The organism is Salinibacterium sp. AL4.1, assembly GCF_059767305.1.
This window is the reverse complement of record NZ_JBSOQK010000001.1, coordinates 619084-646031: the sequence shown is the minus strand read 5'-3', so window position 1 is coordinate 646031 and position 26948 is coordinate 619084. Positions and strand designations below refer to the sequence as shown.

General features: G+C 62.1%; 25 protein-coding genes. 15 read left to right on the top strand and 10 right to left on the bottom strand.

Annotated elements, in window-relative coordinates:
- Positions 1–3: 3 nt before the first annotated feature.
- On the bottom strand, positions 4–717 hold the full coding sequence (locus tag ACWTV3_RS03125; RefSeq protein ID WP_498476798.1) for a DUF2510 domain-containing protein: 714 nt from the start codon (positions 715–717) through the stop codon (positions 4–6).
- Positions 718–1003: 286 nt separating this feature from the next.
- Here ACWTV3_RS03125 and pdhA point away from each other — a divergent pair, with 286 nt between their 5' ends.
- Genes pdhA through ACWTV3_RS03100 form a run of 5 tightly spaced genes read left to right on the top strand, consistent with a single transcriptional unit; the run spans position 1004 to position 6051 of the window.
- Entirely contained in the window at positions 1004–2122 is a 1119-nt protein-coding gene (gene pdhA / locus ACWTV3_RS03120; RefSeq protein ID WP_498476797.1) for a pyruvate dehydrogenase (acetyl-transferring) E1 component subunit alpha, read from the top strand.
- Positions 2119–3120, top strand: a complete 1002-nt coding sequence (locus tag ACWTV3_RS03115) for an alpha-ketoacid dehydrogenase subunit beta (protein ID WP_498476796.1) — start codon at positions 2119–2121, stop codon at positions 3118–3120. The genes pdhA and ACWTV3_RS03115 overlap by 4 nt, the downstream gene beginning before the upstream one ends.
- The gene (locus ACWTV3_RS03110) at positions 3120–4601 is read left to right on the top strand and encodes a dihydrolipoamide acetyltransferase family protein (protein ID WP_498476795.1); all 1482 of its coding nucleotides are present in this window, start codon (positions 3120–3122) and stop codon (positions 4599–4601) included. The genes ACWTV3_RS03115 and ACWTV3_RS03110 overlap by 1 nt, the downstream gene beginning before the upstream one ends.
- A 35-nt stretch (positions 4602–4636) precedes the next feature.
- Complete coding sequence (locus tag ACWTV3_RS03105) at positions 4637–5281, top strand: signal peptidase II (RefSeq protein WP_498476794.1); 645 nt, start codon at positions 4637–4639, stop codon at positions 5279–5281.
- Positions 5278–6051: a hypothetical protein gene (locus ACWTV3_RS03100; RefSeq protein ID WP_498476793.1), complete on the top strand. Its 774-nt coding sequence runs from the start codon at positions 5278–5280 to the stop codon at positions 6049–6051. The genes ACWTV3_RS03105 and ACWTV3_RS03100 overlap by 4 nt, the downstream gene beginning before the upstream one ends.
- 73 nt (positions 6052–6124) lie before the next feature.
- Here ACWTV3_RS03100 and ACWTV3_RS03095 read toward each other — a convergent pair whose 3' ends face one another.
- Together ACWTV3_RS03095 and ACWTV3_RS03090 are read right to left on the bottom strand one after the other, a co-directional pair.
- Positions 6125–6733, bottom strand: coding sequence for a hypothetical protein (locus tag ACWTV3_RS03095; RefSeq protein ID WP_498476792.1), 609 nt, complete (start codon positions 6731–6733; stop codon positions 6125–6127).
- A 214-nt stretch (positions 6734–6947) separates the two neighbouring features.
- Positions 6948–7523, bottom strand: a complete 576-nt coding sequence (locus tag ACWTV3_RS03090; RefSeq protein ID WP_498476791.1) for a TetR/AcrR family transcriptional regulator — start codon at positions 7521–7523, stop codon at positions 6948–6950.
- Positions 7524–7622: 99 nt separating this feature from the next.
- On the opposite strand from ACWTV3_RS03090, the gene ACWTV3_RS03085 reads away from it, so the two are divergent.
- The 5 genes from ACWTV3_RS03085 to ACWTV3_RS03065 are packed head-to-tail and all read left to right on the top strand — an operon-like array spanning position 7623 to position 13675.
- On the top strand, positions 7623–9224 hold the full coding sequence (locus ACWTV3_RS03085; protein WP_498476790.1) for a carboxyl transferase domain-containing protein: 1602 nt from the start codon (positions 7623–7625) through the stop codon (positions 9222–9224).
- Complete coding sequence (locus ACWTV3_RS03080) at positions 9224–11203, top strand: acetyl/propionyl/methylcrotonyl-CoA carboxylase subunit alpha (protein ID WP_498476789.1); 1980 nt, start codon at positions 9224–9226, stop codon at positions 11201–11203. Before ACWTV3_RS03085 ends, ACWTV3_RS03080 begins: the two co-directional genes overlap by 1 nt.
- A complete protein-coding gene (locus ACWTV3_RS03075; RefSeq protein WP_197124017.1) occupies positions 11200–12387 on the top strand; it encodes an acyl-CoA dehydrogenase family protein in 1188 nt (395 codons plus the stop codon). The genes ACWTV3_RS03080 and ACWTV3_RS03075 overlap by 4 nt, the downstream gene beginning before the upstream one ends.
- Positions 12384–12863 carry a MaoC family dehydratase gene (locus ACWTV3_RS03070; RefSeq protein ID WP_498476788.1) on the top strand — a complete coding sequence of 160 codons (480 nt, stop codon included), beginning with the start codon at positions 12384–12386 and terminating at the stop codon, positions 12861–12863. Before ACWTV3_RS03075 ends, ACWTV3_RS03070 begins: the two co-directional genes overlap by 4 nt.
- Complete coding sequence (locus tag ACWTV3_RS03065) at positions 12860–13675, top strand: HpcH/HpaI aldolase/citrate lyase family protein (protein WP_498476787.1); 816 nt, start codon at positions 12860–12862, stop codon at positions 13673–13675. Before ACWTV3_RS03070 ends, ACWTV3_RS03065 begins: the two co-directional genes overlap by 4 nt.
- A 1458-nt stretch (positions 13676–15133) precedes the next feature.
- Here the strand turns inward: ACWTV3_RS03065 and ACWTV3_RS03060 are convergent.
- Entirely contained in the window at positions 15134–15433 is a 300-nt protein-coding gene (locus ACWTV3_RS03060; RefSeq protein ID WP_498476786.1) for a thioredoxin family protein, read from the bottom strand.
- 85 nt (positions 15434–15518) lie between these two features.
- Here ACWTV3_RS03060 and ACWTV3_RS03055 point away from each other — a divergent pair, with 85 nt between their 5' ends.
- Complete coding sequence (locus ACWTV3_RS03055; RefSeq protein ID WP_498476785.1) at positions 15519–16235, top strand: hypothetical protein; 717 nt, start codon at positions 15519–15521, stop codon at positions 16233–16235.
- An 84-nt stretch (positions 16236–16319) separates the two neighbouring features.
- Here ACWTV3_RS03055 and ACWTV3_RS03050 read toward each other — a convergent pair whose 3' ends face one another.
- Both ACWTV3_RS03050 and ACWTV3_RS03045 read right to left on the bottom strand, forming a co-directional pair.
- Entirely contained in the window at positions 16320–16736 is a 417-nt protein-coding gene (locus tag ACWTV3_RS03050) for a hypothetical protein (RefSeq protein ID WP_498476784.1), read from the bottom strand.
- 221 nt (positions 16737–16957) lie between these two features.
- Complete coding sequence (locus ACWTV3_RS03045; protein WP_498476783.1) at positions 16958–17104, bottom strand: hypothetical protein; 147 nt, start codon at positions 17102–17104, stop codon at positions 16958–16960.
- A gap of 294 nt (positions 17105–17398) precedes the next feature.
- On the opposite strand from ACWTV3_RS03045, the gene ACWTV3_RS03040 reads away from it, so the two are divergent.
- Positions 17399–18811 carry an S-layer homology domain-containing protein gene (locus ACWTV3_RS03040; RefSeq protein ID WP_498476782.1) on the top strand — a complete coding sequence of 471 codons (1413 nt, stop codon included), beginning with the start codon at positions 17399–17401 and terminating at the stop codon, positions 18809–18811.
- A gap of 89 nt (positions 18812–18900) precedes the next feature.
- On the opposite strand, the gene ACWTV3_RS03035 is transcribed toward ACWTV3_RS03040, so the two are convergent.
- The 3 genes from ACWTV3_RS03035 to pepN all read right to left on the bottom strand — a co-directional run bounded on the left by ACWTV3_RS03035 (position 18901) and on the right by pepN (position 23056).
- Positions 18901–19272: a globin gene (locus ACWTV3_RS03035; RefSeq protein WP_498477931.1), complete on the bottom strand. Its 372-nt coding sequence runs from the start codon at positions 19270–19272 to the stop codon at positions 18901–18903.
- 164 nt (positions 19273–19436) lie between these two features.
- Positions 19437–20438 carry a mechanosensitive ion channel family protein gene (locus ACWTV3_RS03030; protein WP_498476781.1) on the bottom strand — a complete coding sequence of 334 codons (1002 nt, stop codon included), beginning with the start codon at positions 20436–20438 and terminating at the stop codon, positions 19437–19439.
- Between the two features lie 77 nt (positions 20439–20515).
- The gene (gene pepN / locus ACWTV3_RS03025) at positions 20516–23056 is read right to left on the bottom strand and encodes an aminopeptidase N (protein WP_498476780.1); all 2541 of its coding nucleotides are present in this window, start codon (positions 23054–23056) and stop codon (positions 20516–20518) included.
- Positions 23057–23162: 106 nt separating this feature from the next.
- Between pepN and ACWTV3_RS03020 the strand changes: the two genes are divergently transcribed.
- From ACWTV3_RS03020 to ACWTV3_RS03010, 3 genes are all read left to right on the top strand, one after another.
- Positions 23163–23651 (top strand): ribose-5-phosphate isomerase, encoded by a 489-nt coding sequence (locus ACWTV3_RS03020; protein WP_498476779.1) that lies wholly within the window; start codon positions 23163–23165, stop codon positions 23649–23651.
- A complete protein-coding gene (locus tag ACWTV3_RS03015; protein ID WP_498476778.1) occupies positions 23651–24634 on the top strand; it encodes an Fpg/Nei family DNA glycosylase in 984 nt (327 codons plus the stop codon). Before ACWTV3_RS03020 ends, ACWTV3_RS03015 begins: the two co-directional genes overlap by 1 nt.
- Before the next feature lie 71 nt (positions 24635–24705).
- Positions 24706–26181 (top strand): amidohydrolase, encoded by a 1476-nt coding sequence (locus ACWTV3_RS03010; RefSeq protein ID WP_498476777.1) that lies wholly within the window; start codon positions 24706–24708, stop codon positions 26179–26181.
- 53 nt (positions 26182–26234) lie between these two features.
- Here the strand turns inward: ACWTV3_RS03010 and ACWTV3_RS03005 are convergent, their stop codons facing one another.
- On the bottom strand, positions 26235–26723 hold the full coding sequence (locus ACWTV3_RS03005; protein ID WP_498476776.1) for a Dps family protein: 489 nt from the start codon (positions 26721–26723) through the stop codon (positions 26235–26237).
- Positions 26724–26948 lie beyond the last annotated feature (225 nt).

Below are 26948 nucleotides of genomic sequence, written 5' to 3'. Positions count from 1 at the left end.
GAGTTAGTAGTTGTAATTCATGGTGTTCGTCCACTCGATTGCGAGGCTGATTACGCGAGCCATGAAGATGAGGCTAGCGATGAGTCCGATCACTTGAACCGCAATTGCAGCCCACAGCGGCGCAAGACCCTGCCCAGTGCGGCGACGTACGACAACGGAGCGCCCGATTACGTAAACGGTCCCTCCCAAGAAGGCGAAAGCCCAGTGGAAGGGGCGGCTGATTTCGCGAGCGAGAAGAGCACGACGGTCGTAAATGGCCAGCGGAATACCGAGCCCGTACAGTAGCCAGCCCGCAGCGGAAAGCATCAGGTAGCCGGGATCGGTGTACTGGCGAAGTTGAGCGGTAAGCGGATCTTCGCCCGGCGCGGGGAAGAACACCGAAATGTCGATCGTGAACAAGAACGGGATCGTGAGGAGCGGGAAAAGCGCGAGTACCCAGATCTGCCAGGTGTTTGTTTCCGTCGTCGTCGTCACAGCAGTCGGTGCGGCGGGAGTCATTGGTGCGGCGGGAGGAACCGACGAGACCGGAGGCACCGCTGGGGTGGATAGCGTCGGAGTTGCCGCGGGAGTGGACGTCGCCGTCGGTAACGGCGTTGCATCCGCGGGCACAGTGTTGGCAGCGGCCCAGGCTGTTCCGTTCCACCAGCGAGGAGCAGCTCCTCCAGCGGGGTCGCGGTACCAGCCAGCAGGGGGGAGAGGATTCGAGGCGTCAGTCACGCTGCGATTCTAACGGTGAACAGCGCTAAAGCTGACACTTACTCGCGGGCGATTCGGCTCGCTGCGATCTTCCAGTCGGCGGCTTCTTCTGCGCTCAGGATGAGCTGCGCATCCTCTCAATCTGGGGCCACTTTCGTGCGGCGTCTTGTGAACGGACCAGTGTGTAGGTACCGTCAGATTAACTCCGAGCGACGAGGCTCGGGTCAACCGGCGATTTACCAATCGCGGTTGTGAGGATCGCTAGAGCGCGGCTTACCAGCAAGCGCAAAGGCAGATCGGAGAAACGATGAGTACCACCGTGCCCGTGAAAGCCCAGATGTCTGGGGCGAAGAAGCAAACTCCTGAGTTTGTACAACTTCTCGACCCTGACGGAAAACGGCTTAGCGACGAACTCTACGACCCTTGGGTTTCTGACGTCACCGGTGATCAGCTCGCGAGCCTCTACGAAGACCTCATCATCGTGCGCCGTATCGATACGGAAGCAACCGCCCTGCAGCGTCAGGGTGAACTCGGCCTCTGGCCACCACTCTTGGGGCAAGAAGCTGCGCAGGTCGGCTCTGCCCGCACGCTGCGCCCCGACGACTTCGTCTTCTCCAGCTACCGCGAGAACGCTGTCGCCTACTGTCGTGGCGTCAAGTTGCCTGACCTTGTGCGCGTCTGGCGCGGCACGGCATCGTCGGGCTGGGATCCCTTCGAAATCGGCATGGCAACGCCCGCCGTCATCATCGGCGCTCAGACGCTGCACGCCACCGGCTATGCGGTCGGGTGCACGTTTGACGGCGTAGACAGCGTCTCTGTCGCGTACTTCGGAGACGGTGCTACGAGCGAGGGGGATGTCAACGAGGCGATGGTTTTCGCCGCCTCCTTCAACGCTCCCGTGATTTTCTTCTGCCAGAACAACCAGTGGGCAATTTCTGAGCCCGTGGGGCTTCAAGCTCAGCGGCCGATTGCCGATCGGGCTCCGGGGTTCGGGATTCCGAGCATCCGAGTCGATGGCAACGACGTGTTGGCTGTCATGGCGGCGACCCGCAGTGCTCTTGACCGTGCTCGCACCGGCGGCGGTCCCACCTTCATCGAAGCGGTGACGTACCGTCGCGGGCCGCACACCACCTCTGACGACCCGAGCCGCTATGTCGACCCGAAGGTCGCACAAGAGTGGGAAGCCAAAGATCCCATCGCGCGCGTGGAAGCATTTTTGCGCAGCGAAGGGGTGCTGACCGACGAACTGGCGGCATCCATTCAAGCCCGAGCAGACGAGGTGGCGGCAGAATTCCGCGCCGGATGCTTGGCGCTCAAGAACCCCGAACCGCTCAGCGTGTTCGACAACGTCTATGCGACCGAGCACTCGGGGCTCGCGCGTCAAAAGAGTCAGTACAAGGCCTACCTCGAGGGATTCGACAAATGACTGAACTCACTCTGGCGAAAGCTCTCGGCTCGGGACTGCGGCGTGCGCTCAGCGACGATGACAAAGTAGTCTTGCTCGGCGAAGACATCGGAACCCTCGGTGGCGTTTTCCGCGTCACCGACGGGCTGCAGCGCGACTTCGGCAAGGACCGCGTGATCGACACCCCGCTTGCTGAAGCTGGCATCATCGGTATGGCCGTTGGCCTCGCGTTCCGTGGCTACCGCCCGGTCTGCGAGATTCAATTCGACGGCTTCATCTACCCTGGCTTCGACCAGATCGTTGCCCAGGTCGCCAAGCTGCACTACCGCACGGCCGGAAAGGTGCGGATGCCGTTGACGATTCGGGTTCCCTATGGCGGCGGTATCGGCGCGGTCGAACACCACTCGGAGTCGCCCGAAGCGTATTTCGCGCACACCGCGGGACTGCGCGTTGTGACGTGTTCGACCCCGCAGGATGCCCACAGCATGCTGCGTGAGGCGATCGCGAGCGATGACCCCGTGCTGTTCTTCGAACCCAAGCGCCGCTACTGGACCAAGGGCGAGGTCGACGAAGACGCCACCGGTCTGCCGATGGGCAAGGCCCGGGTGGTGACCGAGGGAACCGACGTCACGCTCGTGACCTATGGTCCGCTCGTTGCGACAGCTCTGGATGCCGCAGTCGCCGCCGCCGATGACGGCATCTCTATTGAAGTGATCGATCTTCGCTCGCTCTCCCCGGTCGACTTCGACACTGTTTCGGCGAGCGTGCAGAAGACGGGGCGGCTCGTGATCACCCACGAGGCATCGGAATCTGGCGGCCTCGGTGCCGAGATTGCTGCGACGCTCACCGATCGTTGTTTCTACTACTTGGAGGCGGCTCCGGTGCGCATTACGGGTTTCGATGTGCCGTACCCGGCGGCGAAGTTGGAGGACCATTTCTTGCCCGACCTCGACCGCATCCTCGACGGTGTTGACCGTGCGCTGGGTCGCGTGAATTCACTCACCGGTTGGAGCGCATAGTGGCTGTCAAAGAGTTTGCCCTGCCCGATTTGGGCGAGGGGTTGACCGAATCTGAGCTCGTGGAATGGCATGTTGCTGTTGGCGACCTCGTGACGCTCAATCAGCCCATTGCTGAGGTGGAGACCGCCAAGGCGATCGTCTCTCTGCCTTCGCCCGTTGCCGGCAAGATCTCGGCCCTGCACGCTGAGCCAGGTTCGACCGTGCAGGTCGGCACGCGCATCGTGACGTTCGAGCTGGAGGGTGGTGGGCCCGCGGGCGACAGCGGTTCGAGCAGTGCCACCGATTCAAGCGGTGCTGCGGATGATGCGACACAGGCGAACGGCGCAGACACCGCGGCTGCGGCAGAGGCCGCCCCCGAACGAAACTCGGTGCTCGTCGGCTACGGCCCCGCCGTGGAGAGCGGCAAGCGCCCCACGCGCAAGCCGCGCAAGGGCGGTGGTGCACCGGCGGTGGCAGAGTCAGCGGCAGTGTCATCGCCAGCTGCGGATGCCGCATCCGGCACCGTGGCAGAGCCTGCGACATCCACTACCGATGCCCCTACGGCCGCATCCTCGGAGCCCGCAGTCTCGCAGGCCGACGCCCGCACAAAGACAACGCCACCGGTGCGCAAGCTTGCCGCCGACCGTGGTGTTGACCTTACGCAGGTGACTGGAACGGGGCCCGAGGGCATCATCACTCGGGATGACGTGCTGGGCGCGGCGGAAACGTCAGCCGCCGGAGCGCTGGCTGACGATGACGCGGGAGCGGGAGCATCCGCCCCGACTGGCAGGGGAGCGCTTGCGGGCTCGCGTCCGCGCGAAACCCGTACGCCGATCAAGTCGGTGCGCAAGGCAACCGCGGCCGCCATGGTCGCGAGTGCGTTCACGGCACCGCACGTCACCGAGTTCTTGACGATTGACGTCACGCGCACGGTAGAACTGGTCGCGAAGCTCAAGGCCAAGGGAACCGCATCGTCGGTGCTCGGCGTGGTGGCGAAGGCGCTGTGCATCGGTGTAGCGCGCAACCCCTCGCTGAATTCGCGGTGGGATGCCGATGCCAACGAGATCGTAGAGTTCGGGTTCATCAACCTCGGTATCGCTGTCGCGACGCCGCGGGGCCTCATGGTGCCAAACCTCAAGGACGCCGACGCCATGAATCTCGCCGAACTCACCGAAGCAATTGGTGATCTGGCCCGTAATGCGCGCGCGAGCAAGGCCACTCCGGCCTCGTTGAGCGGCGGAACGATCTCGATCACCAACGTCGGAGTCTTCGGCATCGACGCGGGCACACCCATCCTGAACCCGGGCGAAGCCGCGATTCTGGCGATGGGCGCCGTACGCAGGATGCCGTGGGAACACCTCGGAGAAGTCGCGCTGCGCGACGTCATGACGTTGAGTCTCTCGTTCGATCACCGACTCGTCGACGGCGAGCAGGGCGCCAGATTCTTGACCGATGTTGGCTCGATTCTGAACGACCCCGGCACCGTTCTGACGATGGTGTGACAGCGGCGGTGGCCGCAACAGGTAAGAATGGTCTTATGACCGAGAATCTCGACCCTGCTGCGGCCACTCCGACGACGGCGACCACCCCGGCCACCCCGGCGACGACCCCGCGCGCACCGCGCCGTTTGCTCGTGGGCCTCTTTGCGCTCGCCGCATTCGTGATCGCTGCTGACCAGCTCAGCAAGTGGTGGGCTGAAGCCAACCTCAGCGGTGGCGAGAACATCCCGATCATCGGTGATTTGCTGTCGTTCCAGCTCGTCTACAACCCCGGGGCTGCCTTCTCGCTCGCCGAGGAGTTCACCTGGGTGCTCACGATCATTGCGGCGATCGCAGTCGTCGCCATCATCTGGTACTCATTGACCGTGCAGTCGCGCGCCTGGGCAGTTGCCCTCGGCATGCTCCTCGGCGGCGCGATCACTCACCTCGGTGACCGCCTGTTCCGCGACCCCGGTTTTGCTCGCGGCCACGTTGTCGACTTCATCAATTACAACGGATACTTCATCGGCAACATCGCCGACATTGCTCTCGTCGGCGGCGCCATCATGATCGTCATCCTTTCGATCATGGGCATTGCCGCCAAGCCAGAACCGGTCGCCGCTCGCGCTAACGCTGATGCGAAGACTGATGTCACGCCCGACTCCGAAGCGGATGCTGCGGCTCGGCCCTCGACAAGCGAATGACTGATCTCAGCCTCCGCATGCCCAACACGCGGCTGCGGGCAGTTCTCAACCTCGGCACGCGGCGCACTCCGCCCATCGACCTGCCGCCGACGCTGGCAGCGCCGGAACTTTTCGCCGGCTGGGATGACGAAGCCAACCTGAGCGACCTGCACGTTGAGTACGCGAACGGCCAGCTGCACTGCGAGACCACGAGCGAGGGCGTCAACCACCACTTTCACAGCGCGCAAGGCGAACCGCGCGAAACGAGCCCGTGGTCGGCGAATGACACGCGCACGCTCGTGCAGTGGGCAACCCGACTCGCGAGCGACTTTCACGCGCTGCTACCGCACCTGCTCGACGACATCACCCAAGCCGCAGCGTGGCACGACGCCGGTTTCGATCTCTACATTTGCGAAGTAGCAGACCCCGTTCAGCTCGATCTGCTCGAGATTGAGGTCGAGGGCGAGCTTCTGACGCTGCCGTGGCTCGGTGCCGGCACCGTGGGCCATGACCACATCGACGGCGAAAATCATCCGATCGCCCTGTTGTGGGGCGCGGGGGAGTCCGAGCCTGACCAACCCATCGCTGAAGCGTGGACGGACCCGCGCACGGGAGAGCCGCGCTCGAAAGCCGTTCCCGGCGTCGACTGGAGCACGATTGGTATGGCGGCCGAAGAAGTGCTGCCGTGGCTCGAAGGCATCTACCTGAACCATCACGTGATTCCGGATGCCGAGGGCACGCTTCTCAACGCCGTGCTGCGTCGACTCGGCAGCCTCGACGGCGGCGCTTAACCCCTCACGCGAAAGGGCCTGCGACCGATCAGTCGCAGGCCCTTCGTCCTGGGGGAGGTGTGCGGGGTGAGGCTTACTCCTCGGTGTCGCTTTCGGTTTCGGTGCTGGTGTCGGTGTTGGCGTCAGCAGAGCCACTGCGGTCACCCATCTGGCTGCGGTCGCCACGGTCTGCGTGCTCAGCACGATCTGCGCGGTCGCCATGGTTTCCGCGCTCACCGTTGTAGGCGTCAGGGTTGGTTTCGTGCTCGGCCTCATGCTCGTCGCGAAGCTCGGTGAGGGCAGCGGTGAGCGTGTCTTCGTCCACATTGAGTTCGGCAGCGAGAGACGTAACGAGGGCTGCTCGGCGGTCATCCTTTGCTGCGGTGCGCTCGTCGTCGGTGGCGTCGGAATCGAGCCATTCGGGGGGTTCCGTGCTGTCGCGCAACGCCGCTAGAGCATCCGAGACCTGAGTCTCGGTGAGGTTGAGCTTGGTGGCAAGGCCGGCCGCGTCGAGGCCGCGACCATGTCCGCGCCCGGCACGATCGCCATCCGCTGTGCTGTCGGAGGTGCTGTCGGAGGCCACCACGGTGGCAGCCGTGGTCGCAGTGTCGATCGTGTCAGCCTGGGCGGGCAAAGCAATGCCCAGTCCGACACAGGACGCCAGCACTACGCCGGCTGCTCCGGTGATCAGTTTCTTGTTCATTGTTGATCCTTTTCGTCCTATCCGGAATCTCCGGTGTACAAAATCAACAGTGCGCGCCGGTTCTATCAGAGCGCTGTGGTGAGGCTGCACGGGTCATGAGCAAGCTCTGCCGTAACCCAGTGAGGCGCCTATGGGCTTGCCCAGCGCTGTCTCTTTGTGCGGCGCTGCGGTGACGCGGGCGCTGCGGTTGAGGCATCCGGCTGCGGTTGCGGCGCTAGGCGTCGAGGGCGGCCAACGCCATCCGCTCGAGCACGGCACGCGTCGCGCCCGCGCGCCCGCTGTGGGGAGTGGAGTTGATGAGCCCGAAGGTGGCGTGAGCACGGGTGCGCAACTCGGTGGTCGCGGCATCCGGATGCAGGCGGGCGAGTGTGGCAACCCACTGCTCGACGTAGCTGCGCTGCAGGGCGCGCACCTCGTGGCGGTCGTCGTCGGTGAGGCTGTCGAGGTCGCGGTCTTGCACCCGGATGACGTTGGCATTGCGGAGCGCAAATTCAACATGAAACTGAACAAGGTTTTCGAGCGCGGCGCGTGCTGTGGGGGCGTTTTCGATCACGGTCTGGGCTCCGGCGCGCAGGCTGGAGCTGGCGTCGACCAGTATCGCGGCGAGCACGTCTTGTTTGCCGTCGAAGTGGCGGTACACGGCAGGGCCGCTTACGCCGGCCGCGGCGCCGAGTTCTTCGAGCGAGACGCGCGTGAAGCCGCGCTCGGCGAAGAGGCTGGCGGCGGCGTCGAGGAGGGCCTCGCGGCGGTCGGCCTTCGCTTGGCTGCGCGGAGTTGGCGTCTCGTTCATGTTCTGAGTCTAGACAGTTCGGTTAATGCTCGCTAACCTAAATTCAGTTAGTAATGACTAACCCAAGTGGCCACAAGCTGCGCTGAACGAAGGTGTTCGATGGAGAAGATTTCCACGGCCGCTCAACCGTCCCACCCGACGTTTGCGGCTAACGAAGAGTCAATGCGCGGCCTTGTCGAGCAATTGCGCGAACGACTCGCGACGACGGCTCTCGGCGGCTCGGAGAAATCTCGCGAACGCCACGTCTCCCGCGGCAAGCTGCTGCCTCGTGATCGCGTCGATGAACTGCTCGATGAGGGCAGCCCGTTCATTGAGATCGCCCCGCTCGCCGCGAATGGAATCTACGACGACCAGGCTCCCGGCGCTGGCGTGATTGCCGGTATCGGCCTCATCCACTCTCGCCCCGTGCTCGTGATCTCGAATGACGCGACCGTCAAAGGCGGCACTTACTTTCCCCTCACCGTCAAGAAGCACTTGCGGGCGCAGGAGATTGCGTTCGAGAACAAGCTGCCGTGCGTTTACCTCGTGGACTCGGGCGGTGCTTTTCTCCCGATGCAAGACGAGGTCTTTCCCGACCGCGACCACTTCGGGCGCATCTTCTACAACCAGGCTCGGCTCTCGGCGGCCGGCATCCCGCAGATCGCGTCGGTCATGGGCTCGTGCACCGCGGGTGGCGCGTACGTTCCCGCGATGAGCGACGAAACGATCATCGTGCGCAATCAGGGCACGATCTTCTTAGGCGGGCCGCCGCTCGTGAAGGCCGCCATCGGCGAGATCGTCACGGCCGAGGAACTCGGCGGGGGAGACGTGCACGCGCGCACCTCTGGCGTCACCGACCACCTGGCCGACGACGACCGCCATGCGCTCGAAATTGTGCGGGACATCATCAAGACGATCCCCAAGCCTGCTGCTCCCGCGTGGGATGTTGTCGCCTCGCGGCCTCCCGCCGTCAACCCTGACGAGCTCTACGGCGTCGTGCCGACCGACGTGCAGAGCCCCTACGAAGTGCGCGAAGTGATCGCGCGGCTCGTCGATGGCAGCGAGTTCCACGAGTTCAAGAAGGAGTACGGCACGACGCTCATCACCGGGTTCGCGACGCTGCACGGGCATCCGATCGGCATCGTTGCTAACGCCGGGGTGCTGTTCAGCGAATCGGCGCTCAAGGGCGCGCACTTCATCGAACTGTGTGATCAGCGCGGCATCCCGCTGCTGTTCCTGCAAAACATTTCTGGTTTCATGGTCGGCAAGGAATATGAGGCCGGCGGCATCGCCAAGAACGGCGCCAAGATGGTGACCGCGGTCGCAACGACGCGCGTTCCCAAGTTCACGGTCGTCATCGGCGGCTCGTTCGGGGCCGGTAACTACTCGATGTGTGGCCGCTCGTATTCGCCACGTTTCTTGTGGATGTGGCCCAACGCCCGCATCTCGGTGATGGGTGGCCCGCAGGCTGCTGCTGTGCTCTCCACGGTGCGCCGCGATCAGCTCGGCGAAGACGCCTTCACCGACGACGACAAGGTCGAGTTCGAGAAGCCCATCCGCGAACAATACGAACGTCAGGGCAGCCCGTACTATTCGACAGCCCGCCTCTGGGATGACGGAATCATTGACCCCAAAGACACTCGAGACGTGCTCGGCATGGCCCTCGATATCGCCGCGGCCACCCCGCTGCCCGACCCGGGCTTCGGCCTCTTCCGGATGTGATGGCGATGTTCTCTGCTGTTCTGGTCGCCAATCGTGGCGAAATTTCCTGTCGCATCACGCGCACCCTGCACTCGATGGGCATCCGCTCGATCGCGGTCTACACCGAGCACGATCGTGACGCGAATCACGTTCGAGTCGCGGATGCCGCGGTACTGATCGACAATTACCTTTCGGTCGAATCGATCGTTGCTGCCGCCCATGCCGTTTCGGGCATGAGCGCCGACGCGATCCACCCGGGCTATGGTTTCCTCTCCGAAAACGCGTCCTTGGCCGAGGCCTGCGCCGCCGCCGGAATCACGTTCATCGGCCCCGGCGTCGAAGCGCTTGAGATCATGGGCGACAAAATCGCGTCGAAGAAGCACGTGACCGAGCGCGGTGTCGCGGTGATCCCCGGCATCGCTGAGCCGGACATGACGAACGATGATCTCGTGGCCGCTGCCGCCGAGGTCGGGTTCCCGCTGCTGATCAAGCCGTCCGCTGGTGGCGGTGGCAAGGGCATGACGATCGTGCGCGAGCCCGACGCCGTCGCGGGCGCGCTCGACTCTGCTCGTCGCGTGGCCAGTGCCGCATTCGGAGATGACACTCTCTTTCTCGAGCGCCTCGTGGAGAAGCCCCGCCACATTGAGGTGCAGGTGCTGGCCGATAGCCACGGCACCACGATTCACTTGGGGGAGCGCGAATGTTCGCTGCAGCGCCGCCACCAGAAGATCATCGAAGAAGCGCCGTCGCCCCTGCTCGATGAGGCAACGCGGCAGCGCATCGGTGAAGCCGCCTGCGAGGTCGCGCGCAGCGTGAACTACGTGGGCGCGGGCACCGTCGAGTTCCTCGTCTCCGACAATGCGCCAGACGAGTTCTTCTTCATGGAGATGAACACGCGCCTGCAAGTGGAGCATCCGGTGACAGAAATGGTCACGGGAATCGACCTCGTGGAGTGGCAAGTGCGCATTGCCGCCGGCGAGAAGCTCGCGGTGGAGACGCCGGTGCTCACCGGTCATTCGGTCGAGGCGCGCATCTACTCCGAAGATCCCGCGAACGACTTCTTGCCGTCCGCCGGCCAGATCGTTGCGCTTCACGAAGCGAACGATGTGCGCGTCGACAGCTCGCTCGTCGAAGGCGGCACCGTCTCCGCCAACTACGACCCCATGCTCGCGAAGGTCATTTCGCACGCGGCAACCCGTGACGAAGCCCTCACGAAACTCGACCGCGCTCTCGCCGACACCGTCATCCTGGGCGTCACGACCAACATCGAATTTCTGCGGGCTCTCCTCAACCGCGACGATGTGCGCACGGGCGACCTCGACACGGGCCTCATCGAGCGGGCCCTCACCGAGATCGAATTCGCCGCCCCAACTCCGGCGGTGCTCGCAGCGGCGGCTTTGAGCATCCATTCCGATCGCTGGATGCCGGGCTCACCCTGGCAACGCCCCTCCGGTTGGCGCGTGGGAAACCATCGCCCAGCCCGCTACCGTCTCGCCAGTGCGGGGCAGGTGCACGAGGTCCTGGTTGCCGGCCCGCCCAGCGCAGCGGAAGTCACGATCGACGGCACCACCACCCCGGCTCGCCTGACGAGTACCGGTATCGAGTGGGGCACGCAGAGCATCCGCCTCACGATCGAAACGGTTGAGGCAACGGTGTGGATCGCGCAGGAGGGCACTTCCTGGGCTCTCACTATGCAGTCCCGCGCCGAGTCACTGGCAGCGCACCGCGCCACTCTCGCGAGAGTCGCCGGTGTGGTCGATCCCGAACTGCGTTCGCCCATGCCCGGCACCGTTGTTGCGGTCGCTGTCGCGCACGGTGACACCGTCACGGCCGGCCAGACGGTGCTCACGATTGAAGCCATGAAGATGGAACACCCCGTTGTCGCGACCCTCGATGGGGTTGTCGACATCAGTTTGAAGCCTGGCGATCTGGTCACGCGCGATCAGATCGTTGCCCGAATCGAATCGCCACAAGCGAGCACTGAAGGAGAAACCTCATGAGTCACGACGCTACCCGCGGCGAAATCACCCACCTCGGCCTCACCGATGAGCAGCTGAAGTTGAGCGCTGACGTGCGCGATTTCGCGGACAAGGTTGTTGCTCCGGCAGCGTATGAGTACGACACGAAGCGTGAACTGCCCTACGGCATCATCGCTCAGATGGGTGAGATGGGGCTCTTCGGTTTGCCATTCCCCAAGGAGTTCGGCGGGCAGGGCAAGGATTACGTTTCGCTGTGCATCGCAATTGAGCAGCTTGCTCGCGTTGACCAGTCGATCGCGGTCACGCTCGAGGCCGGCATCGGTCTTGGCGCCATGCCAATCTTCAAGCACGGCAGCGAAGAGCAGAAGCAGCAGTGGGTTCCGATGCTCGCGCGCGGTGAAGCTCTCGCGGGTTTCGGTCTGACCGAAGCGGATGCGGGCTCCGATGCTGCGGGAACAAAGACCACTGCCGAGCTCGTCGATGGCGAATGGGTCATCAACGGCACGAAGCAGTTCATCACTAACTCGGGCAGCGAGATCACGAAGGTTGTGACGGTCACGGCGGTCACGGGGCGTCGAGAGAATGGTCGGCCCGAGCTGAGCGCGATCCTCGTTCCGAACGGTACGCCCGGGTTCACTGTGCACCCGGCCTACGACAAGGTCGGTTGGCACACCTCTGACACGCATCCGCTGTCGTTCGACAATGTGCGGGTTCCCGAAGCGAACCTGATGGGGGAGCGCGGCCGTGGTTTCGCGAATTTCATTGAGGCTCTGGATGAGGGTCGCGTCGCGTTCTCTGCACTCTGCACGGGTGCGGCTCAGGGTTGCCTGGAGGAGTCGATCCGTTACGCCAACGAGCGTCACGTCTTCGGTCGTTCGATCGGCTCGAACCAGCACATTGCGTTCAAGATTGCGCGGATGCAGGCCCGAGTTCACTCGGCACGCTTGGCAACCTACGACGCAGCCCGCAAACTGGTTGCCGGAGTTCCTTTCAAGATGGAGGCGAGCTTGGCGAAAATGATCAGCAGCGAGGCGGCCATGGATAACGCTCGGGATGCCACTCAAATCTTTGGTGGTTATGGCTTCATGAACGAGAACCCGGTCGCCCGCCACTACCGTGACTCCAAGGTGTTGGAGCTCGGCGAGGGCACCACTGAGGTGCAGATGATGGTCATTGCCCGTGAGCTGGGGTTCGCAACCCTATGACCGGCAAACGTATTCAGCAGCGCGGTCTCTGGTTCGACGAGTTCGAGGAGGGCGCGGTCTATTTGCACGCTCCCGGCCGCACCGTCACCGAGGCTGACAATGTTCTCTTCACGACGATGACGATGAACACCCAGTCGCTGCACTTGGATGCCGCGTGGTCAGAGCAGCAGCCTTTCGGGCAGCGTTTGGTGAACTCGATGTTCACGCTCTCGACAATGGTGGGGGCATCCGTGGCTCAACTGACTCAGGGCACGATTGTGGCCAACTTGGGCTTCACGGAGGTCAACTTTCCGCATCCGCTGTATCACGATGACACGATGTATTCCGAGAGCGAGGTGCTGGAGAAGCGACTCTCGAAGTCGCGCCCCGGCCAGGGAATCATTTCGTTGCGTCACACGGCCAAGAACCAGGACGGCGTTGTGGTGGCTGTCGCAACCCGATCGGTGATGGTCTGGACTGAGGAGGGCGCACCGTGAGCTTCACGTTAGGGCCGTCCATTCTGTTTGTTCCGGGCGATCGCCCCGATCGTTATGCCAAAGCGCTGGAGCGCGCGGATGCCATCATCATCGACCTTGAAGATGCCGTTGCCAGTGTCGACAAGGCGGCGGCCCGCGCTGCTTTGATCGCGAACCCCATGGATCCGGCCCGCACGATCGTGCGCCTGAATCCGGCCGGAACCGAGGATCACGACAGTGACCTCGAGGCGTTGGAGCAGACGGAGTATCGCACGGTGATGCTCTCGAAGTCGGAGTCGGTTGCTGACTTCGATGCGCTCACTGACCTCGACGTGATCGCCCTGTGCGAGACGGCGCGCGGTGTGCTGGCGGCGACAAGTTTGGCGGCGCTGGAGTGCGTTGTTGCTCTCATGTGGGGTGCCGAAGATTTGGTGGCGTCGCTCGGCGGCTCCTCGTCCCGCGAAGATTCCGGTCCCTACCGCGGTGTCGCGCTGCATGCGCGCTCGTCGGTGCTGCTCGCGGCGGGAGCCTACTCAAAGGCTGTGATCGACGCGGTGCATCTCGACATCGCCGACACTGATGGTCTGGCTGCTGAGGCTCGGGATGCCGCAGCACTCGGGTTCACGGCCACGGCCTGCATTCATCCCTCTCAAGTGGCCATTGTGCGCGAAAGTTATGCGCCCACGGTCGAGCAAATCGCCTCAGCACGGGCGCTTCTCGCCGCCGCGGAATCGCAGCCCGGAGTCTTCAGCTTCGAGGGTCGCATGGTCGACGGCCCCATCCTGCGGCATGCGGAGTGCGTTGTTGCTCGGGCGGGGTTGCGCGAAAGCTAGTCGCTGGGAGAGCTTTTCTCTGGCGCAAATCTAAGTTCCTTGGCGTGCGGCTGCACGGCGATCGGGTGCGTGTCCACGGTACCCGCGACTAGAGAAGTTGACCAAGGTAAGTGGCGGTGAGTGGCCTCGGTTGCGATTGACTAAAAGCACCTATGCGGCCGGTTCCAGCAGGGCGCATCAGAATTAGGTAATTCGCCCGATAGACAGAGCGGCACGCACGGAGTGCGCGACAGTGGCGCGTTCGAATGGGCTACCGGACGCAGGAGGCAGGAATGATCGGATCATCTTCCTCACTTTGGAAACACAAACGGTTCTGGCGGTTCACTCATTACCATTGCCTCGCCAACCGCTGATCTACGTGCACCTGTGCCCCGCCGTCGCTCAAGCCAACTAGGTGGGCGTACATATGACACAAACGCTTGCCCAATCGAGCCCGTGAATGTTCCGCTTCCGACAGGGAACGAATACTCCCATGATCTTGAATCATGTGCCTCCAGCCTCATAGGCATGTCCTTTGGAATTGTCCCTCCAGTCAAACTAATCGGGTCGCCGTTAGCATTAAGTATTCGCCAAGCTAGGTGATCAATGGTCACTGCGGTTCCGCCTGCGTTCACTACTGCCAGGTCAATGAACCACAGCGGTTCGTCCGGATTCTCTCCGCTTATCCCGTAGCTGGCCACGCCGTTCACTGTTACCTGCGGTTGCTCCTGTCTTTCGCGAGCTATCTGACGCCAGAGACTAGAAATGGCCACTATCAATGCGAAAGACGAGAGTAGGACTGTCCAGATTTCTGCTGCGGTCATATCTAGAATCTAGTGGTGTGCTGGTGCATCCCGTAGGGCCTCACCCTTAACTTGAATAAGCAGCATGACTCGGGGCTGCCCGATCGAGTCCAAGTCGCGTGGGTCCGCGGAGCGACCTCACGAGCACGCACGGCTGGTGCTCACCGAGGTGGTCAATCTCGCTCGGTCGCGAAACCGTTGATGGCAATGGTTTGAGACAAAATTCCGCGCATTTCAAACCGTCTGGATCGGGCGCCGCGCCTGCAAAATCAGGCCTCGCAGTCGGTTGCCACGAACCTACAGCGTTATTTCCTGAGACAAATTAATTCCAGTCTGGGCTGCTGCCTATCAAGCGTGTGCTGTTAATCTGTTGATTTAGGGCGGGCACAATTCTCGCGACCAATCGCGATACATGCCTGATGGCGTCAACCGTGACACAACGGCGCCCCCGCACTGAGTAATTCCCTCTTTAGAAGCCAGAGGTTCGAGCGGATTCCCGTTCTATGTAACGGCTCAGTAGCGCTTCAAATGTGCCCCAGTAATGCTGCAGAAAACCGGTTAGGCGCTGAGTGGCACAGCTCAAGGTCGGGCTCGTCCGGGTACATCGGCAGGAGTGCCTCATCCGCTGCGACGCCTAAGTAGAATTCGCGCACGAGATTCTCGAACCTATCTCGGGCTACAAGCCCCGCAGCTTGTCTCGCAGCTGATCGACAGTGGGTGCGCCGGCAAAGCCATCCGGGGTGACATAGCGGCGGCAGGCAAGCCCGACCGGGGCATCCGGCTGGGCAAAGGGATCCACGCCATTGAAGAGGATGCTCGGTGACCCGCGGAACCCTACGCGCTCAGCTTCTTCGACCGTGTCGACCAGGTGTCGCGACACCGTGATCTGCGGGAACTCTTGCACGAGCTCGGTGATGTGCTGATCGGCAACCTTCCAGTTGGGGCAGCCCTCGAAGTATTGCAGCGTGATCTCCATACCCTCACGGTAACCCCTGAAGTTCAGGTGAAGCTGAAGCGGTGACGCGGGCGTCACAGCGCGCGCGACCAATATAGTGGGCGTCATGGCCATCACTAGCCCCGCTATCGAGACGCTTCGGCGTGCGGGGGTCACCTTTCGGCTCATGCCCGATGCGGATGCGCAGGGCGAGGACCCTACCGAGCAGACACAGGGTCTGATCAAACCGTTTCGTTCGCTCGCCTGCTTTTGCGTGTACCGAGAGAAACTCCCACCGGTGTTCGTGGTGCTTTCGCCTGAGCGCACGATAACTCGACACAAGGTCGCCGATGCCGTAGCCGACGTCATTGCGTCGATTGAGCCGCGAAAGCCCAGCGACATCGCGACGCGGCTGGGGGCCGAACGCGCCCCAGAGGTGCCTTCGCGGGTCATCGTGGATGTTGCCCTGACCAAGAAGACCGGGCACCTCATGCTTCCCAGCGGTGCTAAGGGTCAAACCATTGTCATCAGCCCCGAGGGCCTAATCGTTGGCTTTGACGCGCATGTCTGGGATGTGAGCGACGCACCGGTGTGGGAACGCGTGGAGCCTTACTTCGCCGTCACTGCCGATGGGATCCGATCACTAGAACCCAACAAGAAATATTTCCACGTGAGCCCTGGAGAAATTTACTTTCCCGAGGTCCGCCAAATCGTGAGTGTCGGCGCCACGGAGGAGTACATGGAGTGCTTCGATCGCGCGCTTCTGGCGGGCAAGAAGCATCACCCGAAGCAGTCACAGACCGAACACGCGGCAGCACATTTCAAATTCCTCAAGGAACGTTAAATGCACATCGCGCACGGTGGGGATGTCGAGAAAACCCCATCGTGCGCGACGGTGCAAAGTTAGCGGAGCAGAACGCGGCTGCGCCTAGCTGATGCCGTTTCCGGTGTAGGCATACACGTCGAGGTCGTCGCCGCTGACCTCAAAAGTGACGACAACGTTGGTGTCGTTGTCGGCATACCAACCGTGGTATTCGAAGATGACCCCGCCGGCGTCGTAGTCATTGTTCACGTAGTACGCGCCGTCAACACCGAACATGTCGGCAACATCCTGATAGCTCGTGGCGTCTCCGCTGAGGTTTGCCGCCTTCAGCTCCTCGAACGCCGCAGCGAAATCATCCGCTGGGATCAGCGGGTAGTCCTCGGGGAAGGCCGTGACATCCAATTCCTCGACATCAACCGTGTAACCCGTTGTATCTTCAGCGGAGGTACTTTCACCACTGCTGCACGCAGCCAAGGTCAGAGCTAGTGCGCTGGCAAAAAACAATGCTGTGATGCTCTTCACAATACGTATCCCTTTGTCGTAGTCATTCCGAACGTCGAAGGCGGATAACCTCTCGGCACTAACGGAATGACACCTCACGCAAAGAGACCTCAACAACCGCAGTCAGTCGAAACGTGCGGCGACTGTGCCGGGGTGCTGAGGCTCGTTATCCGGCGCCAGTTTAGGGAAAGTCAACGTGCTCAAGGAACCCAAAAAGGCGAATGTAGACCAATTATTTCAAACTAATCCTCAAACGTGTTGACCATGGCGTGCGCGGCACGGTCGAGGTGCGCCCAGATTTCGGCGTCGTAGAGCGGCGGCAATTCGAGGGCGTTCAGATGGCTGCGCTGGGGTGAGCTCGTCGAATTGGCAATAGCATCCGGAACCACCGCCGGCTTTGTTGGTTCTCATCGTCGGCGATTTGCGAGGCCTCTCTTCATGAGAATGGGCGGCTGCACAACGTGTTGACGAACTGAGTCGGCTCCAGCCGCGTCACTCCTTTTGGGGTGGGCTCACCGCCAGAATAGTCGAGAAACCAACGTGTGGTGCCTAACGTTTGGATTGATCAAAAGCATATGATGTGGACATATTCGATGCTGGTTGTTCGATGCGATCGTTCCAGAAGACGCCAGGGGATTTTCAGGGGGATTTCGATGGTCTTGTCACGCTCGTGTGCGGCGCTAGTGTCAGTCAGTTTTGTTGCAAGCTTGATCGTCGCGGTGCCGACCGCTGCGCTGGCTGAGGGCACGAAAGCCTCCGTGGTGCTCGCCGGAATTTCTGTGACTGCAGAAGACACGAGTCCATACGACCGCGACGATTTCGAACACTGGATAGATGCGGATGGCGATGGGTGTGACACTCGTGCCGAAGTGCTCAAAGCAGAGTCAACGATTGCGGTGACCTACTCCTCTGGATGCACGGTCGCCACTGGGCGGTGGGAATCTTGGTACGACGACGAAGTGTGGACCGAGGCGTCCGATGTTGACATCGACCACATGGTTCCGCTTCAAGAAGCATGGCAATCCGGAGCGTGGGCCTGGACCGATGAACAACGCAAAGCGTACGCAAATGACCTCACGTTTGAGCCTGCCCTCGAAGCAGTTACGGATAACGTCAACCAGTCCAAAGGGGCCCGCGATGTCGCTGGTTGGCTGCCATCCGCAACCTCGGCGACCTGTCGCTATCTCGAGAGCTGGATGCTGACCAAGTATCGGTGGAGCCTCAGCATCGACGCCGCCGAGAAAGTGGTCCTGCAGACACAGCTCGTCGAAAACTGCAAGGATCCGGCATTGACGTTGCCGGCCCGAGCAGCTGTGAACTCACCCACTGCTACCGGAACGACTTCGGGCGGGGAAGGCGCACCCGCAGCTGTCACTGATCCAACGTTCAGCGACGTGCCCGCTTCCCACCAGTACTTCGATGAAATCTCTTGGCTCGCCTCAACCGGCATCACGACCGGCTATTCTGACGGCACGTTCAAGTGGAGCAAGTCTGTATCGCGTCAAGCAATGGCCGCATTCCTCTACCGGTTCGCCGAAATTCCCGTGTACAACGCACCACTCCGCCCGACTTTCAGCGACGTCAAAGCCTCCCACCAGTACTACGAAGAGATCGCTTGGTTAGCCTCAACCGGCATCACCAAGGGCTACTCGGATGGAACTTTCAAATGGAGCAAGACGGTGTCACGACAGGCGATGGCTGCATTCCTCTATCGTTTCGCCGGATCGCCCGCGTACACACCGCCAGCCGAGTCAGTGTTTAGCGACGTGAGTACATCCCACCAGTACTACAAAGAGATTTCTTGGCTCGCCTCGACAGGGATCACAACGGGATACTCCGATGGAACTTTCAAATGGAGCAAGACGGTGTCACGACAAGCGATGGCTGCATTCCTCTATCGTTTCAACGATTCCTTCGATACACAGGTATTCGAGGGCCCGGGGAGCCCCGGCGACACCAAAAATTGCAGCGACTTCACAACGTGGAGTTCAGCACAGGCTTGGTATGAAACCTATTACCCCTACTACGGTGACATCGCGAAGTTGGATGGCGATAACGATGGAACTGCCTGCGTGTCGCTTCCGGGGGCGCCCTAGCGCGGAAATCGGCGGTAGAGCCCACGACGACCACGTAAACCCACCGTAGGTGTCGCTAGGCGCCTCGGTGCTGACAACCCAGCTAGTACTCAATCCTCAAAGGTGTTGACCATGGCGTGCGCGGCGCGGTCGAGATACGCCCAGATTTCGGCGTCGTAGAGCGGCGGTAGTTCGAGTGTGTCTAGGGCGTTGCGCATGTGGTGCAACCAGCGGTCGCGAGCATCCGGGTTCACCTTGAAGGGCATATGACGCATGCGCAGGCGGGGGTGTCCGCGTTCCTGGCTGTACGTGTTCGGGCCGCCCCAATACTGTTCCAAGAAACCCGTGAGGCGCTGGATCGCACCCTCGAGGTCGGGCTGCTCCGGGTACATCGGCAGCAGCACCTCGTCGGTAGCCACGCCAACATAGAACTCGCGCACGAGCTTTTCGAACGTGGGGCGGCCGCCGATGAGTTCCCACATCGAATCGGCCGGAGCATCCGGAGTCACCGCCGGCTTCGCAATGATGCGAATCTTGGGGCGCTTCGCGGGCTCGGCCGCGTTCGCAGTCTCGGCCACGTTCTCGGCGCCGGCTACGCCCTCGGGCCCGGTCGCGCTCTCAGAGCCCGCCACGTTCTCAGCTTCGGTCATTTCTTGGGCTTCTCCTCGCCAAAGTTCACGGGCACCGGGCGCGTGCGGGGCGGTCGTGCACCGCGCACACTCGCAGCACCCTCAAAGCCACTCAACACGATCGAGTTCAATGCGGGAAGTTTGACACCCGCCTCATCCAAATCCTTCTTCAAACGGGCCCGCAGCTCGCGAGCAACATCATCCTTAGTCGCGGATGCCGTCTTCACTACGAGACGAACGACCACGGCTTCATCCGAAATAGATTCGATGCCCCAAATCTCGGGCACCTCCAAGATGCGGGTCCTCCACTTGGGGGTCTTGTAGAGATCCACGGCGGTCTTCAGGATGCGCTCCTGCACGGCATCCACATCAGAGTCATAGGGCACAGCAAGATCGATGATCACGCGGGCCCAGCCCTGCGACATATTGCCCACCCTGGTGATCTCGCCGTTGCGCACAAACCAGAGGGTTCCGTTGACATCGCGCACCTGAGTGGTGCGGATGTCGACCGACTCCACAACGCCAACAGCCGGCCCGAGGTCAACAATGTCGCCCACGCCCAACTGATCCTCGGCCACCATAAAGAGACCGTTGAGTACGTCCTTAACGACGTTTTGGGCACCGAAACCCAGACCAGCACCGGTGGCGGCGGTGATGAGCGCGAAGGCGCCCGTGGCATTCGGCGCGAAGAGATCGAAGAGCAACAGCAGCACGACGATGACGATTGCAACGGTGACGAGGCTGGAGAGAACGCCGCCGAGAGTGCGGGTACGTTGAACAACGCGCACAGCGGCAAGAGGGGAAGTCAGCAGAACTTGCGTGTCGTGAATGTTCTCTTTGTGCTTCACGCCGTTCACTACGCGGTCGACGACGCGCTTAATGATGAAGAGTAAAGCCAGGCGCACAAACCATGCCACCACGATGATGGCGACACCCTTCACGATCGTCTCAACGACCGGCCACTCTGCGAAAAAGGCCGCAAGGCTGTCGCGCAAGCCGCCCAAGGTGAAATCTTCCATGCTCGGAGCCTAGCGAGTGACTTCTGTGTAGTCACCGCTAGGCCCCAGCATGCCCGCCATGAGGCGGCTGAGAGGGGTTAGGAGTTGTCGCGAGCTTGAACGATCAGCGCACGCTCAACACCCGCAAGGTTTTCCACGATGATGCGGCGCAGGGCCGGAACATCGGGGTTCGCCTCGAGCCAGGCGTTCGTGGCATCCACGAGTTCCTGGTTAGCCAACGGTGCCGGGTAGAGGCCACGGATGACCGTCTCGGCAATCGCGTAGCTGCGGTTCTTCCACACATCGTTGATCGCGTCAAAGTACGGAGCCACAAAAGCTTCCAGCACTGCGGGGTCGTTCACGTGGGTGTAGCCCATGGTCACGTTGCGCACGATCGCGTTCGGAGCCTTGTCGCTCTTCACGAGCGAATCGAAGGCGGCCTGTTTGCCCGCCTCCGTGGTGATCGTGGCGCGAGCGCGGGCCGCAGCCTGCTGGCCGTTCGCCGTCTTGTCCTTGGCGAGAGCCTCATCCACTTCAGCATCACCGGCAGCACCGTTGAGCACGAGGCCCTCCAGAAGCTCCCAGCTCAGGTCAGTGTCAATCTCGAGACCTTCAAGCGTGGTCGAACCGCTGAGCAGAGCGCGCAGCACCGTCACGTGCTGTTCGGTCGATGCCACATTCGCGAAGTACTTCACGAACTGGAACTGAGCATCCGATCCCGCTTCAGCACTCTGAGCGAGACCCCAGAGCGTGTCGCCGATCTTCTCGATCGTGGCGGCACGACGCTCGGGAGCAACGTACTGCTTCGCAACCAAAACCAGCTGCGCGAGCGTGGTGCGGATGGTGGTCGACTCGGTCTCCGACGCAATGTTGCCGAGAACCAGGGCGACATAGTCGCTGGCCGGAGTCTCAGCATCACGAGCAGCATCCCACGCGGCACCCCACACGATGGCGCGAGCCAGCGGGTCGGTGATGTCGGAGAGGTGCTTCATCGCGACAGCAAGCGACGAGTCATCGAGACGGATCTTCGCGTACGCAAGGTCGTCATCGTTGATCAGGATGAGGTCGGGGCGCGTCGTGCCGACGAGCTCGGGAACCTCGGTGCGCTCGCCCACAACATCGATCTCGATGCGGTGGTGACGAACGAGCTTGTCGTCCTGAAGCGAGTAGTAACCGATCGCCAGGCGGTGCGGGCGAATCGTGGGGTAGTCCTCGGTGGCGGTCTGAACGATCGAGAAGCTTTCGACGGTTCCGTCTTCGGCAGTCATGACATCCGGGCGCAGCGTGTTTACACCAGCGGTCTCAAGCCAAAGCTTGCTCCACTCCATGAGCTCGCGGCCACTGGTCTTCTCCAGCTCGACCAGCAGATCCTTGAGCTCAGTGTTGCCGAAGGCGTGCTTCTTGAAGTACGCGGCAACGCCGGCCATGAACGCTTCGAGGCCAACCCAGGCAACGAGCTGCTTGAGAATCGAGCCACCCTTGGCATAGGTGATGCCGTCGAAGTTGACGAGAACATCATCGAGGTCATTGATCGAGGCGTAGACGGGGTGCGTCGACGGAAGCTGGTCCTGCTTGTAGGCCCAGCTCTTCTCCATGGCCGCGAACGTGGTCCACGCTTCGGTCCACTCGGTTGCTTCCGCAGTAGCGATAGTTGATGCCCACTCGGCGAACGACTCGTTGAGCCACAGGTCGTTCCACCACTTCATAGTGACGAGGTCGCCGAACCACATGTGAGCCAGCTCGTGCAGGATCGTGACAACGCGACGTTCCTTGATGGCGTCGGTCACCTTCGAACGGAATACGTAGGTCTCGGTGAACGTGACAGCGCCTGCGTTTTCCATGGCACCCGCGTTGAACTCGGGCACGAACATCTGGTCGTACTTCTCGAAGGGGTAGGGGTACTGGAAGTGCTTTTCGAAGTACTCGAAGCCCTGCTTGGTCTTCTCGAAAATGTAGTCAGCATCGAGGTACTCGCTCAGCGAGGCACGCGTGAAGATACCGAGCGGGATGACGCGGCCGTCGCTCGAGGTGAGCTCGTCGCGAACCTCGGCATACGGGCCCGCCACGATCGCGGTGATGTAGCTCGACATGATTTGTGTGGGCGGGAACTCCCACGTAGCATTCTCGCCATCCACTACCGGTGTGGGCGTGGGGGAGTTGCTGATCAGCGCCCAGCGTGCCGGTGCCGTCACCGTGAACTGGAACGTGGCCTTGAGGTCAGGCTGCTCGAACACAGCGAAGACGCGACGCGAATCGGGCACCTCGAACTGCGAGTAGAGGTACACCTCGTCGTCAACGGGGTCGACGAAGCGGTGCAGACCCTCACCGGTGTTGGTGTATTCGGCATCCGCCACAACCTCAAGAACGTTGTTCTCAGCAAGGTTGTCGAGCTGGATGCGCACACCATCGTTCACGGCAGCAACATCAAGAGCGGTGCCGTTGAGCGTGACCGAATCAACCGTGCGGGTGATCGAATCAATGAACGTGGATGCGCCAGCAGTGGCAGTAAAGCGAACAGTCGTGCTGCACTTAAACGTCTCAGGACCCGTAGTGAGGTCAAGCGCAATCTCATAGCTGTCAACGTTGACAATCGCTTTACGTTCTTGCGCTTCAATTCGGGTGAGGTTCTCTCCGGGCACGTACAACTCCTTCGTGTTGGGGCGGTTTGTGACCGCACCTATCTACCTTATGCCGCGGTCCCTCAAAGTAGGCACTGGTGGATGCTCGCGACCCTAGACTGGAGGAATGCGCATCCACATCGCCACCGATCACGCCGGCCTCGAGTTCAGTGCCACTCTGCAGGAGCACCTCACCGCGGCGGGCCACCAAGTTATCGATCACGGCCCCGTTGCCTACGACGCTCTCGACGATTACCCCGGGTTCTGCATCGCCGCAGCGCGCGCGGTAGCGGCAGATCAGACCGCTGGTATCGAGGCGCTCGGCGTCGTCTTCGGTGGCTCAGGCAACGGCGAGCAGATGGCCGCGAACAAGGTCACGGGCATCCGCGCCGCTCTGGTCTGGAACGACTCGACCGCCGCGCTCGCTCGCCAGCACAACGACGCCAACGTCATCTCCATCGGCGCCCGCCAGCACACCGTCGACGAAGCCACCCGCTTCATCGACCTCTTTATCGCGGAGCCCTTCTCGGGCGATGAGCGCCACTCTCGCCGCATCGCGCAGCTCGCCGAATACGAAACCACCGGCGCCATCGCAGCGCACCCCTTCGCTCTCTAATGCCTGAGGGGCATTCCGTACATCGCATCGCGCGTCAGTTCGCGCTGCACTTCGTCGGCAAAACCGTCGCAGTGTCGTCTCCGCAAGGCCGCTTTGCCGCGGGAGCCGAACGCATCGATGGACTTCGGATGCTCAGCGCCAAAGCCGTGGGCAAGCAGATGTTCCTCGAATTCGAGCACGACCGCTGGTTGCGCGTGCACCTCGGGCTCTACGGAGCCTGGGACTTCGCGGGCAACTTCACCGCCGACGCGACGACGGCATCCGCCGCCGGTCGCATGGGGCAGACCAACCAGCACGGGACGGTTGTGGGGGAGCACGAAGACTCGCTCGCGAGCATCGGCGCCCCGCGACGCACTCGCTTACGGATGTCGGAGCAAGAGAAAGCCAGCGACACCGTTTCTGATTTCCCGCCCGAGCCCATCGGTGCCGTGCGTGTTCGCCTGCTCACCGAGACGACGTGTGCCGACCTGCGCGGGCCCACCGCGTGCGAAGTGCTCACTCCCGATGAGGTGCAGGTCGCGCTCAACAAGCTCGGGCCCGATCCGCTCGTCGATGACAATGGCGAGGCCGAAGAACGTTTCGTCGCTACCGTGCGCAAGAAGCAGACGGCTATCGGCATCCAGCTCATGGATCAGTCGATCGTCAGCGGAATCGGCAACGTCTACCGCGCCGAGATTCTGTTCCGCGCCCGCCTCGACCCGCACACGCCGGGCAAGCTCATCCCCGAAGAACTGCTGCGCGAACTCTGGCGCGACTGGGCGCACCTGCTTGAAATTGGTGTGCGTACCGGCCAGATGATGACGATGGATGGCCTCACCGGCGCCGACTACACGGCCGCGCTCGCGAGCCGGGATGACCGTCACTGGGTCTATCACCGCGAGGGGCTGCCGTGCCGCGTGTGTGGCACCAACATCGCGATGGAACTCGCCTCGGCCCGCAAGCTGTATTGGTGCCCGAGCTGCCAAGCGCCACTAGGCAGCTAACGTGCGTCACCGCGCTAACTGCGCGTACGCTAGCTCAGAACTGGCCGCAGAAATGACAAGGGCTTTACCGAGTGAAACTGACTAACGCGCGCATCGTCGGCGACGATGCCACCGCCCTGGTCGATGTCACCCTCACCGAGGGGCGCATCTCCGCTATCGAGCCCCACCGGCATACTGCGGATGCCGCGGGCGACACTGCTGCAGACCGCGACTCTGCCGAGCACGAGACTGTCGATCTCGACGGCCGCTGGATTATGCCCGGCCTCTGGGATCAGCACGTGCACTCGAGCATGTGGGCGCAGCAGTCGCAGCGCCTCGACCTCAGCCACACGACCTCAGCCACTGAAGTCGCCGTCACTCTCGCTACTTCAGTTTTGCCGCAGTCGGAGGGCATCATCGTCGGCCAAGGTTTCCGCGATGCCCTGTGGCCCGACCAGCCCACGCGTGCGCTGCTCGACTCGGCCGTCTCTGACATTGCCGTCGTTCTTGTCAGCGGCGACCTGCACGCGTGTTGGCTTAACAGCCTCGCGCTCGAACGTTTTGGTTTCTACGATCACCCCACCGGCTTTTTGCGCGAAGAAGAAGCCTTCGCGGTTGGCAGTGCCCTCAGCCGGGTCGAGCCCGAAGTGCTCGATGGGTGGATTCAGACCAGCGCCCGTGAGGCAGCATCCCGCGGCGTCGTCGGCATTGTCGACCTCGAGATGACGTGGGAGTTCGAGAACTGGCAGCGCCGCATGCTGCACGGCTTCGACCTCTTTCGCGTGCGCGTTGGCGTGTACCCGCGCTTCTTGGAACGCGCCATTTCCGAAGGTCTGGCCACCGGGCAACGCCTCGCACCGCTGCTCGAAGTCGGTCCGTTCAAGATCATCACCGACGGCTCGCTCAACACCCGCACCGCGTACTGCGTCGAGTCGTACCCGGGCGAAGCCGAGAACAGGGGAGTGCTCAACATCCCCACCGACGAACTCGTCGAATGGATTCGCACCGCCAGCGATGCCGGCCTCTCGCCCGCCGTTCATGCCATCGGCGACGACGCCAATACTCTTGCCCTCGACGCTTTCGAAGCTGTCGGATGCCGTGGCCGCATCGAGCACGCCCAGTTGCTTTCCGCCACGGACCTGCCTCGCTTCGCGGCTCTCGGTATTGGCGCGAGCGTGCAGCCCGAACACGCCATGGATGACCGAGACGTAGCGGACGCACTGTGGCCTGGGCGCAACGACCGCACCATCGCCCTGCGGGCTCTGCTCGATGCGGGTGCTGAGTTGCTGATGGGCTCGGATGCTCCGGTCGCTCCGCTCGATCCGTGGGCGGCGATTGCGTCTGCCGTGAGCCGCAGCCGCGATGGGCGCGAGCCGTGGCATCCAGAGCAGTGCATCACGGTGCAAGAAGCGCTGACGGCATCCGTTCAATCAAGCATCGCGGTAGGAGAAGTCGCTGACATTGTCGTGACACGTAAAAACCCGCTCGACTGCAGCGGTGATGATCTGCGATCGATGCGGGTTGACGCGACGATTCTGGATGGCCGCTTCACTCACAACGAGCTGTAGCTGCGACGAGTCGCAACCACAGCCAGTCGCCAGCGAAGCGACCGCCCGAAAAGTTACTTCGTGGCGAGGTGAGCGAAGAGGAACCAGCGGTCCTTCTCCAGCCCACGGGCAATCTCAATCGCAACGTCTTCGCTGACCTTGTCGAGCTCACCGAGCTCGTCAACGGCGGTGCGAACGGTCACGAGCGTGGCATCGATCGCGGCGATAACCTGCGCGATGACCTCATCGGACTGCTGGAAGCCAGCGGTCATGCTCGGAGTCGTTGCCTTAGCGCCAACGGTCTGCGTGCGAGCGTCGAGAGGGAGTCCGAGAGCAACAACGCGCTCTGCGGCCGTGTCAGCCCATTCGCGGGCGTGGTCGACGATGATGTCGAGAAGTTCGTGTACTGCCTGGAAGTTGACACCGCGAACATGCCAGTGAGCCTGCTTGCCGTCGATCGACAGGGCCGTGAGGTCGGTGACGACCGGGCCGAGGAACTGGGCAACACCCGAGGTGACATCAGGGTCTGCTGAGGTCTGCGGAACTGCTTGAATTTCGGTCATTGTGTGCTCCTTCATTGTTCTTCAGATACAACGCTACGCAGCCACAAAAATTTCACAAGCAAGCTGAGGCAACGCTAACCCGCCCGTAGGCGCTCCGATCAGTGCTCCGATCAGTGCTCCGGAGGTGCACGCCATTGCCGCCCGGAGCTCGAGCACGGGGGATATCCCCACCGCCAGTTGGTGTGCATCCACGCTGGGGCACTGTAGCCGTTTTCGAGAATCTGT

Excerpts from the sequence above, each read along its gene's own strand:
- ACWTV3_RS03015 (WP_498476778.1), top strand. The coding sequence starts at position 23,651 with ATGCCTGAGGGGCATTCCGTACATCGCATCGCGCGTCAGTTCGCGCTG.
- ACWTV3_RS03075 (WP_197124017.1), top strand. The coding sequence starts at position 11,200 with ATGAGTCACGACGCTACCCGCGGCGAAATCACCCACCTCGGCCTCACC.
- ACWTV3_RS03060 (WP_498476786.1), bottom strand. The coding sequence starts at position 15,433 with ATGGAGATCACGCTGCAATACTTCGAGGGCTGCCCCAACTGGAAGGTT.
- ACWTV3_RS03055 (WP_498476785.1), top strand. The coding sequence starts at position 15,519 with ATGGCCATCACTAGCCCCGCTATCGAGACGCTTCGGCGTGCGGGGGTC.
- pdhA (WP_498476797.1), top strand. The coding sequence starts at position 1,004 with ATGAGTACCACCGTGCCCGTGAAAGCCCAGATGTCTGGGGCGAAGAAG.
- ACWTV3_RS03105 (WP_498476794.1), top strand. The coding sequence starts at position 4,637 with ATGACCGAGAATCTCGACCCTGCTGCGGCCACTCCGACGACGGCGACC.
- ACWTV3_RS03115 (WP_498476796.1), top strand. The coding sequence starts at position 2,119 with ATGACTGAACTCACTCTGGCGAAAGCTCTCGGCTCGGGACTGCGGCGT.
- ACWTV3_RS03090 (WP_498476791.1), bottom strand. The coding sequence starts at position 7,523 with ATGAACGAGACGCCAACTCCGCGCAGCCAAGCGAAGGCCGACCGCCGC.
- ACWTV3_RS03030 (WP_498476781.1), bottom strand. The coding sequence starts at position 20,438 with ATGGAAGATTTCACCTTGGGCGGCTTGCGCGACAGCCTTGCGGCCTTT.
- ACWTV3_RS03020 (WP_498476779.1), top strand. The coding sequence starts at position 23,163 with ATGCGCATCCACATCGCCACCGATCACGCCGGCCTCGAGTTCAGTGCC.
- ACWTV3_RS03070 (WP_498476788.1), top strand. The coding sequence starts at position 12,384 with ATGACCGGCAAACGTATTCAGCAGCGCGGTCTCTGGTTCGACGAGTTC.
- ACWTV3_RS03100 (WP_498476793.1), top strand. The coding sequence starts at position 5,278 with ATGACTGATCTCAGCCTCCGCATGCCCAACACGCGGCTGCGGGCAGTT.
- ACWTV3_RS03085 (WP_498476790.1), top strand. The coding sequence starts at position 7,623 with ATGGAGAAGATTTCCACGGCCGCTCAACCGTCCCACCCGACGTTTGCG.
- ACWTV3_RS03095 (WP_498476792.1), bottom strand. The coding sequence starts at position 6,733 with ATGAACAAGAAACTGATCACCGGAGCAGCCGGCGTAGTGCTGGCGTCC.
- ACWTV3_RS03080 (WP_498476789.1), top strand. The coding sequence starts at position 9,224 with ATGGCGATGTTCTCTGCTGTTCTGGTCGCCAATCGTGGCGAAATTTCC.
- ACWTV3_RS03005 (WP_498476776.1), bottom strand. The coding sequence starts at position 26,723 with ATGACCGAAATTCAAGCAGTTCCGCAGACCTCAGCAGACCCTGATGTC.
- ACWTV3_RS03035 (WP_498477931.1), bottom strand. The coding sequence starts at position 19,272 with ATGTGGGAACTCATCGGCGGCCGCCCCACGTTCGAAAAGCTCGTGCGC.